The organism is Roseomonas sp. BN140053 (assembly GCF_047690175.1).
In the GTDB taxonomy this organism is placed as follows: Bacteria; Pseudomonadota; Alphaproteobacteria; order Acetobacterales; family Acetobacteraceae; genus Roseomonas.
In genome coordinates this window covers 37,682-54,572 of the sequence record NZ_JBLLEB010000030.1, presented here as the reverse complement: position 1 = coordinate 54,572, position 16,891 = coordinate 37,682, and the positions used below count along the sequence as shown (strand labels likewise).

12 protein-coding genes are annotated in these 16,891 nt (G+C 68.3%); 6 read left to right on the top strand and 6 right to left on the bottom strand.

Annotation, left to right across the window (positions count from 1 at the left end; translation table 11 throughout):
- Positions 1-21: 21 nt before the first annotated feature.
- The gene (locus ACLIBK_RS20080) at positions 22-342 is read left to right on the top strand and encodes a DUF6894 family protein (RefSeq protein WP_415389081.1); all 321 of its coding nucleotides are present in this window, start codon (positions 22-24) and stop codon (positions 340-342) included.
- A 49-nt stretch (positions 343-391) separates the two neighbouring features.
- Here ACLIBK_RS20080 and ACLIBK_RS20075 read toward each other — a convergent pair whose 3' ends face one another.
- Positions 392-1,108, bottom strand: coding sequence for a Crp/Fnr family transcriptional regulator (locus ACLIBK_RS20075; protein WP_415389077.1), 717 nt, complete (start codon positions 1,106-1,108; stop codon positions 392-394).
- A gap of 369 nt (positions 1,109-1,477) precedes the next feature.
- On the opposite strand from ACLIBK_RS20075, the gene ACLIBK_RS20070 reads away from it, so the two are divergent.
- From ACLIBK_RS20070 to ACLIBK_RS20055, 4 genes are all read left to right on the top strand, one after another.
- Positions 1,478-2,041, top strand: a complete 564-nt coding sequence (locus ACLIBK_RS20070; protein ID WP_415389076.1) for a Crp/Fnr family transcriptional regulator — start codon at positions 1,478-1,480, stop codon at positions 2,039-2,041.
- A 62-nt stretch (positions 2,042-2,103) separates the two neighbouring features.
- Positions 2,104-2,325 (top strand): hypothetical protein, encoded by a 222-nt coding sequence (locus tag ACLIBK_RS20065; protein ID WP_415389075.1) that lies wholly within the window; start codon positions 2,104-2,106, stop codon positions 2,323-2,325.
- A 1,602-nt stretch (positions 2,326-3,927) separates the two neighbouring features.
- Positions 3,928-5,733 (top strand): hypothetical protein, encoded by a 1,806-nt coding sequence (locus ACLIBK_RS20060; RefSeq protein WP_415389074.1) that lies wholly within the window; start codon positions 3,928-3,930, stop codon positions 5,731-5,733.
- Positions 5,734-6,007: 274 nt separating this feature from the next.
- A complete protein-coding gene (locus ACLIBK_RS20055) occupies positions 6,008-6,961 on the top strand; it encodes a Bug family tripartite tricarboxylate transporter substrate binding protein (protein ID WP_415389073.1) in 954 nt (317 codons plus the stop codon).
- Positions 6,962-7,077: 116 nt separating this feature from the next.
- Here ACLIBK_RS20055 and ACLIBK_RS20050 read toward each other — a convergent pair whose 3' ends face one another.
- From ACLIBK_RS20050 to ACLIBK_RS20035, 4 genes are all read right to left on the bottom strand, one after another.
- Complete coding sequence (locus ACLIBK_RS20050; protein WP_415389072.1) at positions 7,078-7,251, bottom strand: hypothetical protein; 174 nt, start codon at positions 7,249-7,251, stop codon at positions 7,078-7,080.
- Positions 7,252-7,530: 279 nt separating this feature from the next.
- The gene (locus ACLIBK_RS20045; protein WP_415389071.1) at positions 7,531-7,689 is read right to left on the bottom strand and encodes a hypothetical protein; all 159 of its coding nucleotides are present in this window, start codon (positions 7,687-7,689) and stop codon (positions 7,531-7,533) included.
- A gap of 284 nt (positions 7,690-7,973) precedes the next feature.
- Entirely contained in the window at positions 7,974-8,681 is a 708-nt protein-coding gene (locus tag ACLIBK_RS20040) for a thermonuclease family protein (protein WP_415389080.1), read from the bottom strand.
- Positions 8,682-9,162: 481 nt separating this feature from the next.
- On the bottom strand, positions 9,163-9,510 hold the full coding sequence (locus ACLIBK_RS20035) for an H-NS family nucleoid-associated regulatory protein (RefSeq protein ID WP_415389070.1): 348 nt from the start codon (positions 9,508-9,510) through the stop codon (positions 9,163-9,165).
- A gap of 293 nt (positions 9,511-9,803) precedes the next feature.
- Between ACLIBK_RS20035 and ACLIBK_RS20030 the strand changes: the two genes are divergently transcribed.
- Positions 9,804-10,421 (top strand): hypothetical protein, encoded by a 618-nt coding sequence (locus ACLIBK_RS20030; RefSeq protein ID WP_415389069.1) that lies wholly within the window; start codon positions 9,804-9,806, stop codon positions 10,419-10,421.
- A 66-nt stretch (positions 10,422-10,487) separates the two neighbouring features.
- Here the strand turns inward: ACLIBK_RS20030 and ACLIBK_RS20025 are convergent, their stop codons facing one another.
- The gene (locus ACLIBK_RS20025) at positions 10,488-16,880 is read right to left on the bottom strand and encodes a hypothetical protein (RefSeq protein ID WP_415389068.1); all 6,393 of its coding nucleotides are present in this window, start codon (positions 16,878-16,880) and stop codon (positions 10,488-10,490) included.
- Positions 16,881-16,891 lie beyond the last annotated feature (11 nt).

The window sequence follows — 16,891 nt, the reverse complement described above, 5'->3', positions numbered from 1 at the left end:
TCCGTCGGTTCGGCTCCCGGCGTGCCCGCCTGCGCAACTCGGACGCGCTCAGCAGGTCAGTCCGGATCGCCAGCGCTCGTCCCATCGGCCCGTCCGTTCCAGCCACGCCGAAACCGAATCACCAAACCTAGCGAACTGAAACTCACATCCGAGTCAGTTCATCCGCTCGCCGGTATTACTCACCGGGATGCATGCCGCGAGGCCATGGCGCTACTGCCAGATTTGGCGCGACATCTTCCTCCCACTGACGTTGGGCGGGATCTCTACGCGGTCGTCAGGGACGAGGCCGGGCGAGAGTTCTTCAGAGCAACGCTGTCGCTGGAAGGGGCTTGGCTGGACTGACGCGCTGCATCACCCGGCCGTAGAAAACCAGGGCTGCGACACTCCCCAGCTAGCTGGATGGCGCGCGTAGGCGTTCAGTGATGCGCTGGATAGAACGGTAGCACTCGCAGGATGCGTTCTCTAGGCCGGTCCGGTCCACGATGGCGATCTGCCCCCGTTGGTAGCGGATCAGGCCGGCATTCTGCAGCAGGCCCGCGTGGATGGTGACACCGGCGCGACGGACCCCGAGCATTTGCGCCAGCACCTCGTGGGTGATCGGGAACTCATCCGCCTCTGCCCGATCGTGCGCCATTAGCAGCCAGCGGGCGAGGCGGTGCGGGATGTCGTGCGCGGCATGGCAGCCCGCAGCGATAGAGACCTGTGCGTAGAAGGCCTGGGCATAATGCAGGAGTACCTGCATCAGCGCAGGACTGTCCTGGAGGACCTTGCGGAGTGCCGGTGCCGCGACGCGAAGCGCCCGGCCCGGGATTTCACCCGCTGCTTCCAGTGGCGAGATCGGCGTGCCGAAGACCAGGGGGAGCCCTGCCATCCCTTCTGGCCCAATGACGCCTGTTTCCACTGCTTCGCCTTCCTGGAGCCGGGCCAGCATGGAGACGACACCACTCTCAACGAAGTAAGCAGCTCCGACCTCATCCTCGGCATGGATCAGGATCTGATGGATCGCGAAATCAACCGGTTCCAATGCCGGAGCCAGTAGGGCGAAGTCTGCGGGCGGCAAGGCGGCGAGCAGATGGTTCGCAACATTGCTTTGTTCTAGGACGGGCATAGATGCAGTATTCGGATAGGGGCTGCCAAGTCGAGCCCTTTCCTGCGCTGTGGATGCTCAGCCTGCGCGGTTTCGTACAATGCTGGACAAGAGCTTCTGCTACAGTCTTCTGTATCGCCCGCTGCGGTTTTTCGGCGCGGGTGGCTAAGAGATGCGAGCGCTCCCGCCGGTACCTTTCGCGGGAGCCCTATGTTGGCCCTTTCCACTCTACCAACCCCCAAGAACCGTCTCCTGGCAGCCTTGCCGGCCGACAGCCTCGCGCGGCTCTGGCCGCATCTCACGCCCGTGGACCTCGTGTTCCGCCAAGTCCTGCAGGTCCCGGAAAAGCCCCTCGTAACCGTTTATTTTCCTGAAACGGCCTGGGTTTCCATGATTGCTACGCTGGAGAATGGCGACGGCGCTGAGGTCGGCGTGATCGGCTATGAAGGCGTAGTCGGGCTGCCGGTGATCCTGGGCGACGATCGCGACGACCTGGAAGCTATGGTGCAATACAGCGGCACCGCCTTGAGCATCAGCGCCGGGGCGCTACGCGACGTGATGACGACCGATGGGGCGCTGCGCACGCTGCTGCTCCGCTTCGCATTGGTGCACCACGGCCAGGTCGCCCGCACCGCAGCCTGCAACGGCCACCACCACACGGAGCAGCGCCTGGCCCGCTGGCTGCTGATCGCGCATGACCGCTCGCAGGGCGACGAGTTCCCGATGACCCACGAGCTACTGGCGATGATGCTGGGCGTGCGCCGCGCGGGCGTCACCGTGTCCGCAGGCATGCTGCAGAGGGCGGGGCTGATCGAGTACCAGCGGGGCCGCATCACCATCACCGACCGGCCCGGCCTCGAGAACGCGTCTTGCGAGTGCTACGGCGTGGTCCGGCGGGCCTCGGACAGGTTCCTGAGTGCGGATAACGGCAGCACGGTCGAGTACCGGCGCTGATGCCAGGGCGAGGGCCGCCTCTTGGCCCTTTACCTACCCCGGTCCGCCGCCACAAAGCCGAGATGATCACCCCGGTCGGCCGCCTCGGCGGCCCGTCTTACCTCTACCGTGGCGCCATAATCGACGCGACTGACGCGTCTGGCCTCGGGACAGTGAAATGGTTCCTGATGTTCGATAGGCATCCTTGCGACGGTGAGATGTTCGCCTCTCAGGAAGAATGCGCGCGCATGGTGGACAACTGGTTAGACCGCGGGCAGGCGCTGGCGTCCCATGTGGGACCGTGAGCGGTGTGAGGGGCATATCATCGTCGATCTCCAGCAGTGCCTAGCTCACGCTTCAGGCTCCCCCCTTTGGCTCCAGACACATGTATGGGCCGACGGCTATCGTCTCTCTTTTGAGTAGAATTCAAGCCCCATAAATCCAACCTTGGAAATACTTACTAGACGGCCTTGAACGCTCGTTTTGCATCGGTCAGGCTGCATCGGACGACAAGAAAAAGCAGAACTCCGAGCAGAGCGAAGCGGCGTCCCTGGCAGAGAACGCAATGTCGTTCGACAACTGGATCGGCATCCCGCTCGCAACTGCCGGAGGGGGGAGCGCAAGATGTACCACTTACCCGTGCTGGTATCTGACCATGGGGTCCGAACGGAGCCGAGGACCCCAAGTAAGTCGCTCTCATCAGATGCCACAAGAACGCCTGAAAAACCCTCCATGGTCAGGGGACCTCTGAGAGGCTGTGGGCTGACCATTGTCTCTCAAAGAGAAGGTGGGGCCGAAGGTGTCGGACGAACCCCAGCCCTGAAGCCGCGACGTGCTCGAGTTGGATACCCTTACCCCATGCCAGACCAAAATACCCCGACATCGAACCACAAGGCAGAGCTGATCACGCCGACTGGGCGGCTCGGCGGCCCATCTTTTCGCTATCGCGGCTCTACGATTGACGCGACTGACGCCGAGCTTGTGACGTGGTGCCTGAAACTTCCAGGTCATCCTTCTAACGGGCAGTTCTTTGCCTCGCAGGAAGAGTGCATGCGGATGGTGAACTACTGGCTGGACCAGGATTAGCCACTGCCTGACGGTGGGCCGAACCCGGCGTGAGGGGCTTCTGCCTGGCGCTGGGCTTCCTCGCCCTGGCGGGCACCGCCTGGGCACAGGGGATCACGGTTGGCCCTAACCCGTTCCTGCGAGACGGGGCGCCTGCAGCGACCGCCCCAGTGCCAGTGGCCCCGGAGACTGCGCCAGCGCCCCGGCAAGCCCCGCCTCGCCGCACGGCTCCTGCCACCCCACGTGCCGGCCTAGAAGCAGCCCACGCGGCCTGCAGCGCTGATCCAGTGGTGTGGGGCAACCCCGCGGCCCGGGTGCTCCACGCCGAGGGCAGCCGGCACTTCGGCCGGACCCGGCCCGGGGCGTACCTGTGCAGGGCGGTGGTGCTTCGCGATGAGTAGCGCGTAGCGCGGCTAGGAAGTGAGGTTCCGCGCCTTGACCTTGGACGCCTTGAGGGAGCGACCTACCGCTCCCGTGGTTAGGGATCGCGCAGAAGCCGATTGAGTTCTCCGCCAGGAGGCTGCGGCCTCCTCCCCCTCCTCACCCGCTTTGATCCGCCGCCATCTCGCCCTGCTCCGATGGCCTCGTTCCCCGACCGTGCTGGGCGTCCGGCCATGGCCAACGCGTGACGTAGCGAACTGCAAAACGCTTATTCCAGGTTGCCTTGCTGGCAAGCCGCTCCTAAAGCGAGACGATCGCAATTAATGCGCTGAATTCTCCTTTTGTAGAAAGGGCGTTCCTGCTTGCCAGTGACCTCGGTCAGCCGAAGCGCGGCGACAGTTACTTCCGCCAGCTCGCTTCCGGCGCCGGGCCTGGCCGCGGCCGGGCGGCTGCGTGCCGCAATGCCGGAGATGGTGCTGCTGCTCTTTGCCGGGCTGCAGCTGTGGCCCTTTCTGCGGGCCTTCCACCAGTCCGCCGACGAGAACTTCTTCCAGTTCCTCATCCTGTCCGCGCTGGACCGGCCGCAGGACCTGCTGGTGCAGATCGGCCGGGTGGCGGAGCAGCAGGGCCGGATCGGCATCTTCCTGGCCATGCCGCTGGAACTGCTGGGGGCGATGCTGCCCGAATACGGCTGGGGCCGGTTGCTGGTGGTAGGCTGCTTCGGCCTGCTGCTGCTCGCCTTCTGCCGCCTGCTGGCGCAACTCTTTGGGGCACCGCTGGCGCAAGCGGCGCTCCTGCTCTGCTGCTGCACTACACCGCTGGCGGCACACCACCTGGCGCCCAACGCCTACCCGCTGCTGATCCTGCTGCCCCTGCTGGGGCTGGTGGCGGTGCACCTGTGGCTGGCGGGGGCGGCTGCGTCCCACCGGGGCCGGGTGGCCGCCGGCCTGCTGCTGGTGGTGCTGACACTGGTGCTGGAATACGCCTTCGTGGCGGGGCTCAGCCTCGCCGCCCTGGCGGTGTGCACGGCGCGGCGCGACCGGCGCGGGCGGGAGCTGCGGCTGCACGGTTCCGCCCTGGCGGCCTCGGCGGCGATCTATCTCGGCTATCGCGCCGCCTTTCCCAGTGGCTACGCGGGCAACACGGCCGGCGTGCCGGCGCTGCTGGACGTGCCGGAGCTGCAATGGCTGCACGCCGTCAACGGCACGGTGTTTCCCCGTCTCCTGCCCGGTCCGGCCACCGCGGCGGACTTGGTCCTGGCGATGGCCGCCTTCGCCGCGGCGACCTGGCTGGCTTGGCGGCTATTGCCCGCCCTGGCCCGCCAGCTGCGGCCGCGCGCGGCGGGCGGGGTGGTGCTGTTCTGCCTAGGCTGGGCCTGGCTGAACACGCTGCCGCACGCGCTGACCGCGAAGTACCAGGCGTGGTGCCGGATCGGGGGCGACTGCACCTACGTGGATTCCCGCATCGCGGCGCTGGGCGTGGGGGCGGCGCTGGCGGTAGGGCTCGCGCTGCTGCTCCGGGCACTGCAGCGTTGCGGCCTGCATTCGCGGGTACCGGCGCTGTTCTGCGCCGGGGCTGTCGGACTGCTCGGGGCAGCGACCTGCCTGCACAACCGCGCGGCGGCTCGCGACATGGCAGGGCGGGAACTGGCCTTCGCGGTGATCCGAGACGCGACCTGTCGGGCGGATGGCGGCCTCGCCCGCGATCCGGCGGCGCTACGGGTGCTGGGCCGGACGATCCTGTGGCACCAGCCGCCGATGGAGATGCCGCCGGTCGAGAGCTTCCTCGCGCTGTACCGGGACACGCTGCCGCGCCTGAGGCTGGACTGCCGCCCGATCCCCTTCGCACCGGCAGCTGCGACCGGGTTCCTGGGCTGGGCGCTGCCTGAAGCGGCTGGGCGGTGGTCGCTGGGGAGCGGGGCGATGCTGGTGCTGGGTGGCGAGGCGGCGACGGCGGGAAGCGTGCTGCGTGTTGCGGCTTATGTGCCGCCCGGAGGCGCGCCGCAGCGGGTCACGTTACGCAAGGGGGACGGGGTGGTCTGCAGCTTCTTCCTGGACGAGGTGCCGCGAGATCTCGTGCTGCCCGGGGATGCGGATCCGGCCGGGCGGCGGGCCTTGAGCCTAGAAACGCCGGACGCGATCAGCCCCAGCGCGGCGGGCCACAGCGCCGATCTGCGCGAGCTTGGAGTGTTCCTGTCCAGTCTGCGTGCTCTCCAACCGGGTGAGGCGGTGCCGGGCGGCTTGGATTTGCGGCGCTGCACGGGATAGGCGGGGGGTCGCGTGCGTGACCAGCCGCGGCGCGGCGACCTAGAAACCGCTCACGCGGCACGTGCCGGGTGCTCCATGCCGAAGGGATCTGGCACGGCGGCCGCACTAGGCGCGGCTAGCACCTGCGCCGAGCCGAAGCAGTACGGAGGAAATGGGGCGCGGAGCGGGGCGGAGGCTGATCGTTGCACCGGAGCACGTCCGCATGCATCGTAGTCGCAACACACAGTTGGGGGGAAAGATGGTGTGCGACATCACGTCCCGTAGGCGCGTGCTGTTGGGCGCCTTGACCGGCGGGCTGCTCGCCACGCCTACGGTGCGGGCACAGTCTTGGCCGAGCAAGCCGATTCGCCTCATCGTGCCCTTTCCCCCCGGCGGCAGCACCGACGCGGTGGGCCGCATCTTGGCACCCCTGGTGAGCGAGCAGCTGCGGCAGTCCGTGGTGGTGGAAAACCGCGCCGGCGCGGGCGGCATGATTGGTGCTGACGCTGTGGCCAAGGCTCCGCCTGACGGCCACACGATCGGCATCGCCTCGCAGGGCGGGCTGGTGGTCAACGCGCGACTGTACCCGAACCGTCCTTACGATCCTACGCGCGACTTAGCGCCAATCACCAAGCTAATTGACAGCCCTTTCGTGGTGGTGGTGAACCGCCGGGTCGCGGCACACGACCTCCGCGAGTTCCTGGCGCTCGCCCGGGCCCGACCCGGCGCGATGTCCATCGGCCACGGCGGCAACGGCACGCTGATGCACCTGTCAGCCGAGCTGCTGAACCAGCTGGGTGGGATCCAGGTTTTGCCCGTGGCCTACCGCGGCACCGGTCCGGCAGGCGCTGCAGCGACCGGCGGTGAGGTGGAAGCGGCCGTTCTGGATGTGCCCACGGCGCTGAGCCTGCTGCAGGAGGGTGGCGCGTTACGAGCGCTGGCGGTGACTGCAAACGAGCGAGTGCCGCTGCTGCCGGACGTGCCCACTGCCGCCGAGGCCGGCGTGCCCGGCTACGAGACGGTGGGCTGGTTCGGGTTGGTGGCCCCGGCAGCGACGCCGGCCCCGGTGCTGGACCGCCTCAATGCCGTGTTCGTGGCGGCGCTGCGCGACCCTGCCGTGCGACAGCGCCTGCAGGCCATCGGCTGCGAGCCGCGGCCGCTCTCGGCGCAGGAGTTCCGCGACAGCATCCGCGCGGAGTCCATCAAGTGGGACGAGGTGGTGGAGCGGGCCAATATTCGCCCGGACTGAGCGCGCCCAGCGCCCAATCCAACTGCTCGAGGATGGGTCCGCATCTGCCTCAAGCGGCGGGCTGCCACTGGGGCCGAGTTGCATCGTGTCTGCTTTCCCGTGAGCGTCGTCCAGCTCTAGGCGGCGCCGTACGGCATATCCAGCATTCGCTCGACCGCTTCGCAGGCCAGGTTTCCTACGTCCGGTTCATACGCCATCACCAGCACCTTGTTCCCTGCCCGGATGGTTCGCGCCAGTTCCGCGAGCAGGCGATCTGGCACGGCAATGGCCGCCCAGGGCTGGTCCGGCAAAACTCACATGCGGTCGCCGTCCTCCATGCTGTTACCTGGCGCGGCTTGGTCGTGAAGCACCGCCTGGAAGGCAAGATCGGCGACCAAGCTCAGTGAGAATGGTGGCCCTTCGCCAACGGTAAGGCGGCCGTCCCCCCTGTACACAGCTCCAGCGCTGGGCAGGCCGTCGGCACCTGTCATTCGCCTTTCTCTTCCGCACGGACCCGACGTGGCCACCCACCGGCTCCACCGCCGTTCTCGGGGCTGGATGCGACACCGGTGATATCGAGGGCCATGCCCTCAGTTGATCGCTTCGCCGTCTCTCGCTCCACGTTCCATCTCGCCCAACGCATAGACAATATCTATCCAGGCTGCCGCGCCGCCCTCGTCGCCAGCCTCGATCATCGCGGTGAGACGCTTGCCCGCGACTTGGCGTGCGGCAGCGCCATGCTGATCCATTAGGATCTTTGCACACCTGTAAGCATCCACCGGCACCTCCGGGCGCGGTAGGCGCGCGTCTTGGATCGGAGCTGGACGCCGCATCAATGAGTAGTCCACTGACTGCACGAGGCAGCTGCCACAACCTGTCCGCGCTTGCTGATAAAGGGGCGGGTTCGCACCCGGAAAGGGCTTCTCGCTCCATCAAACCGGGAGCTGGGCAGGCCAAAAATCAAGGATGCGTTCTGCATCGTCCCGAGATTGCAAGATCATCCTAGCCTCAGCAACTTCCGTCTGCCCTGAAATCATCGGCACATGGCTTCGCAGGGTACGCCGTCGCCATCTCCGTCCAGCCGACTGAGACCACACTGCTGCAGGTGAAAGCGTGCCTCGGCGCAGCTCGTCATCTCCCGGCAGTAACGTTTGGAGCCGCAGCTGAACCCTGACGAGGCTGCTGGTGCTGAGCGGGCCGGGGCAGCCGGAGCCAGTGACGGGGCAGCTGTCCCAACTGGTGCCTGCTCAGTGCGCACCCCGCTTCGGGCTGCCGCCCGCCACTCCCAAGGTGGCGTACGCTCCGCTTCCGGCAGCGCCCACAAGCCACGCCGGGCTGCTCTCGCCTCGGCTTCCAGCGGCAGCAGTGTGGAATCTCGGCTGTACTGGCGATAGACCCAGGCCGCACCTCTGCGGACCATCTCAGCGTTGACGTCCACTGAGCCAGTATAAACCCGCCCCACGGTACGCCCGTAGCGGTCAGTGTCCTGCACCGCTACTCGCACATCCTTACGGAACACCAAGTCGGAGAGCTCCTGCTGGGCCCGAGTCCCGTACGGCTGGCGGCTCTCAGGGGTATCGATCTCAGCCAGGCGGACCCGGACTTGGCGATTGCCGGGCGCCAGCAAGGTCAGGGTGTCGCCGTCACTAATGCCGACCACGCGACCGGCAATGTCGGCCGCCGAGGCAGGTTGCCCAGCAAGGGACAGCACCAGCAACGCAAGGCAGCGGAGGAAGCGCATCATACTCTTTCCAGTTCCTGCCCCTTGGCTTCCAGCCGATCCTCTCCGGAGAGGCTGCGGGTGGGAAGTGCATATCCGGTCCGGGCAGCCACTGCTCGCGAGGCATGCTAGCCAGCTTGCATGGAACAGCCCTCTACCCCTGCTGCCGAACCCGAACAGGCTATGGTTCTCACTCTAGTGGCAGACGTCGCAGTACTGCGAACCGTCGTTGCGGCACTGGTGCGATCAGCGGACGGGGTGGCGCAGAGAGAAGTGCAGCAGGCGCTTGCCGTTCTGGCTAAGCAATCGAGCCTAGCAGGACGAGGCGGTGAGGCGGCAGCTCTTATGGACGCCATTTTGCAGCAACGTCTCGGAGCCTTCGAAGCAACTGTTACGCCTCAAACTAGGCAAATGTGAATGTAGTAAGAAGCGGCTGCTAAGGGCTCAATCTAGGGGCGATAAGCAACCGCTGCCCAAAGTTCCAAATCCCCAATCAGCCGGCTCAGACCCGGAAGCTATCCCGCTGCTTGCCTTGCTTCTCCAATGCAGCCAACCAGCCAGGCGGGCGACCACGGCCAGTCCACTCTTCACCATTCGGGCCACGGTACTTCACGGGAACTGGTGCGCCAGCATCCTTGCGCGGCTTACGGCTGGATCTGATCTTTGCCGTCTCTGCTCGTGGAAACAGCCCTTCAAGAGACAGGCCAAGTGCAGCCGCCTTTTCCTCCATCTCAGATTTCAAAGAAGATTTGGCCTCTTCCATCTTCTCCTGACGCTTGGCTTCAGCATCGTGGATCAAGCTGGTGAGTTCTTGAACCGAAAGGGCGGCAAGGTTCATCTTGTGGGCCATAGCGATTCCTTTGAGGATGTAGAATGCCGACAGTAGCCATCATATAGTGGGCCGACATTAACTCCACCAGCGTCAATCGGATCTATCAAATCATGCGGCGAGCTAAATAAGATTACCACGTCCTCTTCGCCCTATCTCACTGGCGTTGCGACTACTCAAGCCCTCCGCTGCACGATCTGATGCGCTGGGCCCTTCGCCACTCCCAAGAGCAACGGCAGCTCCAGACGGCCATCGGCAGCGTTTTGCACACAGAACGAGCGCGCGCTATAGCGTCCACGTGAGGAGGAATGTCGATGAGTGGTAGTAAGACTGGGGTGATCTTCCATGCCCTAAACGATCCTGAGCTGTCGAAGGAGGACAGCGAAAGCGGCATCGAGATCCAGCACCGACGTCTCGCCCGAATGGCTGGCATGAGTGCTAAGGACGCGAAGGTCTTCTCAGATTTCTGCCTTCAGCGGCATTGCCTCATCATCTCGCGCTGCCCGAACCGAAACTCACGGATTTACGATCTTCGAGGCTACGCACCCAAGCCGCCAGAACTGAAGAAGAAGAGTGTCCCGTCTAAGGGTATCTTGCAGGACCGAGGTAAGATTTATATTTCGGACTACGACCTAATGTCGGTCTGGATTGGCCCTGCTCGGCCATACCGCAAGGTCTTCTTCTCCGAAGGGCCGGATGGCGAGATGAACTCGCAGGCACGGGAAATCATGGACGGCCTAAACGCCCATCTTCGCCGCAAGCTTCAACACGGAGCTAACGACGACTGGCGTGATGAAAGTGGCAAGGCGCTGAACACGAAGATAGGCGAGTACTTCGTGGCATGGACGCCGAATGGCTTCGGCAGGTTCTTTCCGAGTGCAGAGATGCTGCGAGCGTTTTACGCCGACAACGGCCTAGAATGGCCTTACTGAGGATGATCCGAAGCCAGGGCTCCCCTTCCTCCGCCGGCGGTTCAGGTGCTGGTGCCGGGGTGTCGCTCATTGCGCCGAGATCCCGCCGCTGGAGGAGATGCCGCGGCCACCGCTGATCCCGCCGGTAGAGCGGATGCCGGCACCGGCCGAGATCCCGCTGCGCGCCGCGCCGCCGGCGGTGCGCGGCTTCGTGGTCGGCTCGCCCACCGCGGTGTCGGCCAGCGCCCGCCCGGCGCCTCGGCTGGTGGCCGCCATGGTGCCGATGCCGTAGGCGGCCTGCAGCGCCGGCCCGCCGGGCAGCGAGGACAGCGTGGCGGCCACGGCCGGTGCCAGCACCGCCGCGTGCAGGGCGCGCACCGCCGAGTGCTCGGCGTTGTTGGTGTTCGGGCTGTTGGGGCCCACCGGCTGCGGCACCAGCCCCAGGGTCATCTTCCCAAGGTTGGTGGCGAAGTGCGCCAGGTAAGGCCCGGTCATCAGCGACGACGGATCGCGATCGTACTTCGCCGAGGACACCATGTTCACGATCGGGCTGAGGTTCCCGAAGGAGCCCGCCCGATCCAGGTTCAGGATGGTGCGCACCCAGGGGTCGCGCTCGTCCTGCGCCTGGGGGTTGAACAGCCGCTCGCGCAGCTCCGACACGCCGTACTGCATCGCGCCCAGGCTCATGTAGCCCACCAGCGGCCCGATCAGCCGCGCCCGGTCGGCCATCGTGTAGCCCTCGCCGGACATCCCCTCCCCCGCCTGCTTGATCGAGCGCAGCAGCACGTTGCGGGTGAAGGAGAACATGAACGACGTAATGCCGTAGGCCAGCCGGCCCACCGGGCTGCCCGCCAGCGCCGGCTTGTCCACCGCCTGCGGCTCCTGGATGGACTCGCGCACGAAGCGCCGGATGGCGCCGCGGTACGCCTGCGCCTCGGGGGCGTTGCCCAGCAGATCCGGCAGCGTCGGCACGCCGTCGTTGCGCCCCAGCCAAACATGCATCGCCCGGGCCTGGTTCTCGTCCAGCCCCAGCTCCGCCAGCAGCCGCGCGGAGCTCGCCCGGGTGGAGGCGCCCTCAGCGATGTCGGCCGCCAGCTGGCGCACCCACACCTGGCCGATCTTGGTTGCGGCCACCTGCTGGGCGCTGGTGATCGCGTACATGCCGGTCTGGCGGAACATCTGGCTGGTCAGGTTGCGCTGCATCGCCGGCGCGCTCTGCGTGTCCATGCGCGCCGCGATCGTGGCATCCGTCAGCCCGTCGCTGATGATGCCCATCATCTCGGCGGCCTGCCGCGCCTGCCGGGTGTCGGGGGTGTTCAGCAGCGCCTTGTAGGATTCCGCCACCGCCTTCAGCCCGGTCAGCGGGTTGCCAGTGCGGCTGCCCACGGTGCCGGCCTCCACCAGCCCCGACAGCACCGCCCGCGGCAGCACTGCCAAAGTCCCCAGGGTCTGCACCCAGTTGCCCATGGCCACGGCCGGGCCGGAGGAGGCCGTGCGCAGCGTGCCGGTGCTGGCCGCGAACCAGCCGCGCATCAGAGCGATGTCGGCCGGCGGCACGCCGCCGCGGCGCATGGCGGTGAACATCTCCTCCGCCTTCTCGCCGGATTTCCCGAAGCGCCGGGTGAACTCGGCCAGCCGCGAGGTGCGCTCGAAGTAGTGGCTGAGCGCCTGGCGCGGGTCGGTCACCAGCCAGTCCCGCATCAGCGTGTCAGTGTCGGCCGGCAGCGCGCGGCCCTTGGTGAAGTTCCCGGTGGGGGTGTGGGCGTAGTCCGCGGCGCCGCGGCCGACGCCGGATAGCCGGTCGATCCAGTCCTCCGCCGCGGCGCGGGCATCGGCGGCGTTGAGGCCCACCTTGCGGTAGACGCGCTGCGCGGCCTCGGCGAAGCCCTCCGGGTCGGCCAGGATGCGGTCGGCGTCGTACATCCGTGGGTAGTAGCGGCCGCGGATGTAGCCCAGCTCCACCCCGGCTTCCTTCAGGTGGTCGTGCTGCTCATCCAGCAGGCGCCGCACGCTCGCGGCCCGGGCCGCTTCCGCGGCGTCGCGCGCCCGGCCGGTGCCCGTCAGGATGTCGCGCAGCCGCTCCTCGGCGGCGACGTCCGGCACGCGGCCGATCAGGTTGCCCAGCCGGTTGGTCATCGCCTTGGCGCGCGATTCCACCGCCGTCTGGAACGTCTCGGCCACCCGCCGCCCGGTGCCGGGGTCGGTCGCCAGGTGATCGGCCAGCTGCGCGATCTCCGGCACGTTCGGGTAGCGCTCCGCGATGGCGCGCATGCCGGCGCGCGACGAGTAGGTGAACCACTGCCAGTTGTTGCGCAGCCCCTGCAGCGAGGTGGAGGAGGCCAGCCGGTTGCGCAGCCGGCGCACCTGATCCAGCGCCGGGTCCAGCAGCAGCCGCTTCACCAGGGCGGGATCCAGCGGGTTGGCGTAGAGCGTACCGCCGTCCGCACCGCCAGCATTGCGCGGCGCCTCGGGGCTCCCTAGATTCCGGTCGCCCTGTGTCGGAGCATCCTGGGTCCGGCCGCGAGGTGTAGCCCCACTGTCCTTCGCTGCACGCAGGGTATCCGCCTGCCGCACGGTGTGTTCATAAGCGGATACCAGCCAGCGCCGCGCCTGCCCGTCGTAGTCCAGCCGGACAATGGCGGTGTGGTCCCGCGCTTCGAGCCGCAGGCGCGGATGCGCGCCATCAGGTCGCTGCGTCTTCACCACTCGCATGTCGCGGATCATCTCAGGCAGCCGCAGCGGGTCCACTTCTGGATGCTTCGCGATGATGTGCGCCAGCCCGCCCCGGGCATTGCCCCACACCATGTCGATCGGCCCGACCGCCGGGTGATGCAGCACCCCCGCAGCCTCGCCGCTGCTCGTATCCATCATCTGCTGGATCGCGGCGCGCGCCGTCGCAGGCTCTGCACTGGGCGGCACCACCAGCCGCTCCCGGCGCGCCTCCGGCGTCATGGCGCGGATCTCGGCTTCCGGCATGCCGGCGCGGCGGAGCGCCGCGTAGTCGGCCTGTCGCTGTGCCACGGAGATGTTGCGCGGCGCTTCGGCGCTCCCTAGATTTGCCTCGCCCCGTGCTGGGGGATGGGCCCGGCTCTCAGGCGTTGCCCGAGCATCGACTGTAGCGCCCGGGGCATCGGGGCTCTGCGCCGGAGGAGATTTGTCAGTCCGGCCGCGAGGCGCAACCTGTCCACCGTCCGTTGCGCGCAGAGCATCCCCCGCCTTCCGGGCGTGGTCCTCGTAGGCGGTCAGCAGCCAACGCTGCTCCTCACCCCGGTAGTTCAGCCCGATGATGGCGGTATGGTCCGGCGTCTCCAGCCGGATTCGTCCTGGGCGCCGCTCCACGATCGTGGAGCCCGCGATGATGCCGGGCAGGTTCTCGGCCGTGATCTCCGGGTGCTTGCTCAGGATGTGGGCGAGGCCGCCCTTCGGGTTGCCCCAGATCACGTCGATGGGCCCTACCTCCGGGTGGTGTAGTGCCGCCTGCGCCTCGCCCGCCTGCCGGTCCAGCACGCGCTGGATCGCGGCTCGGCTCTGCTCCGGGCTGAGCGGCGTGCCGGATGCGACGGCGCGGGTTTCCAGCAAGCGGACTTGCCGCTGCTCCGGCGAGAGGGCCCGGATCTCTGGTTCGGGCACGCGGGCTCGGCGAAGCTCGGCAACGTCCGCCTGGCGCTGCTCCAGCGGGATAGGGCCCGAGGCGGTGTCCCTTGCCGGCGGCGCGGCGCGGGCATCCGACCCGGCGTTCCGGCCAGCCTCCCGCACCGTGAAGCCCTTGCCCGAGGGGTGCACCGCGATGTCGAAGAACTGGTCGGGGCTGAGCTTCTGGCCTCGGTTCAGGATCCAGAGCGCCGCCTGCCGTTGTCCAGCGAAGCGCAGCGGCCCGCCAGCGTCGGATGCGACGAAGCCGGTGCCGTCCACCGCCCAGCGCCCGTCCGCACCGGGGGGCCGCGGCGTATTGGTGCTGCGCTGGCCGCTGCTCCATTCGCCGCTTTCGCGTGCCTGACGGGCTGCCTCCTCCGCCTCCGCACGCCGCGCTTCGAAGGCGCGCTCGACTTCCTCCGCGCTGGACCACCGCCTGCCTGCTGCAGGTCCCTCGGGCTGCGCCGGGTAAGGCGAACGCCCCAGCGCTTCACCACCAGGCGGGGGCTCGCCGCGCGGCCGGGAGGTGGCACCCGGAAAATCCTGGTTGGGATCGGGTGAGGTGGCCCGATAGGTCTGCTGCGGCTCCCGTTGCACCGAGTTGGTGGAGGCATCACGAGGAATTTCGGGCGACGCAGGCCCCCGGGCGCGTGCGGCGAAGTCCTGCGCGCGGCGGGGCTCGGCGCTATAGGCACGGCTCTCCAGCGCACCTTCGCGAACCGTGTAGGGCTGCGCCCCTTCCTCCACCGCTCCGGTGCGAGGGTCGTAGCGCTCCACCCGCGCGAAGCCCTGGTCGTCACGCGACAGGAGGCGGACCGGGTAGCCGTCGTCCAGGAACACCTGCTGCGGTGCCGCGCCCTCGGGGCGACCGCCCGCCTGGGTGTCGCGCACCTCGGGTCCAACCCGGCCGCGCTGGCGCTCCGCGGCACGGAAGGCCGCCTCTGCCTCGCGCCCCTGCACCACCTGATCGGGCGTCCTCGGCAGCCCGCCCTCGGGCGCCACGAGACGAGGCGGCGGCTCCAACTGTGCCCGGAGCGCTTCGACCCGGGCCCGCAGGGTGCCGAGACGTCGGGCTGCCTGGGTGCCGCTAGCCGGCTCGCCGTTACGGGTGATGCGTGTCGCCTGCGCTTCTGCCGTGTCGATCTCGGCCAGCAACTCCGCGGTGCGTCCGCTGGGTTCCGGGTCCGCCATCCGCGCCTGCGCGCGACGGATTTCCTCGGGTGTCATGCGCGACGGCTGCGGCTCGGTCGGCACCAGCGCGCCGCGGGAAGGGCCGCGGGCAGCGATCGCGTCCTGGCCGGCAGCGATCCCAGCTTCTGAGGCGGGCGGGTAGACCTCGCCCGCGGTGCCTACAGCGCGGGGTGCGGCAGGCTCCGGCGTTGGCATGGAGAGGCGGTCGCGCAGCCGCGCCTCGATCTCCCCATCTCGGCGTTCGAAGGGCAGGCGGTCACCGGCCACCTCGGCGTCAACATCCTGCGTAATGCGATCCCGCAGCTCGCGGAAACTCTCTTCCTCGCGGCGTTGACCGGCGACCTCCTGGCGCACCTGAACATCGCCACGGGCGAGCTCGCCATCGGCAGGCGCGGCAGCGCTGGTGGCCGGGCGGTCGGCCCGCTGCTGCAGGGCTGCGTAGGGATCGGCTTCGGCGGCGCGGCGCGCCTGCAGCCGCTCCTGAAGCTGAGCCAGCCGTGGGTCGGCGGGGTCGCTGATGCCGTTGGCGCGCGCCAATGCCTGCGCGTCGGCATCGGTCAGCACGGAGGCGATGTCCTCCGGCGTCACCCGAGCGGGGTCGATCGCGTCCTCGGCGACGCCGCGGCTGGCGGCGAGGCGCTGCCGGATGCCGCGGATGATTTCCGGTGCCGCGGCGAAGGAGCCGCCGATGCCGAAGCCCACGCCGGCGGCGAAGGCCGTCTGCCAGGGGTCGTAGGCGTCCCGCACGCCCAGCACCTGCGACTGCGCGCCCTGAGTGGCGACGTCGCCGACGACGTTGCCGATCGCGGCCTCGGCACCCTGGCGGATGACACGGCCCGCCACCGTGGCGCCGGGTCGGAAAATGCCGGTAACCATGTTCTCGACGGAAGGGATGCTGCCCAGCACCTGCCCGGTGAGAGCCGCCGCATTCTCCACGATGCCGCTGGCGCCGGGCATCGCCTCGTAACGCTCGCGGCGTTGCCGCTCCTCCTGCCGCACCCGCTCGCGCTCCGCCTCGCCGGCGGCGACCTGCTCCGGCGTCGGGAACAGGATGCTGCCGCCCGCGGCGGCGACGCCCTGGCCATAGGCACGCCCCTGCTCCCGGGCTTCCTCGGCCGCACCGCCGATGCTGTTCCGACGCGCGTCGCCGAAATTGGCCGTGAACCGGTCGATGAAGCCGGGTCGGGCCGGCTCTGCCGCCGCAGGTGCAGGGCTGGGCGCGGCGGGCATCGGGTCCAGCTCGAAGCCCTCGGGCAGGCCGCCCATGGCCGGCACCGCCGCCGCGGTGGGCAGAGGGTCCAGCTCGAAGCCCGGCGGAAGTCCGGTGGCGGTAGCGGCGCCGGCCGACGTCTGCTGCAGCAGCGGCGACGCCTCGGGTGCTGCACCCTGCCACGGCGCTGCGCGCTCCCAGGGATTGTAGGGGTTCAAGCGCGTGTCCGAATACACGGGCGCCTCCCGCAGCACCGGCGCCACGCCGCGGAACACCTCCGGATTGATCGCCCCCAGCACCTCGCGGCCGTCCGGCCCCACGATGGTGTCGCGCCCAGCCCAGGGCTCGATCTCCACGGTGGTGTCGTCCCACTCGCCCATGGGCTCGCCGGCATCGTTCACCAACCGGCGCAGCGGCGCTGCTGCACCCGGCCCAGCTGACCCCAAGCGGAAGATTT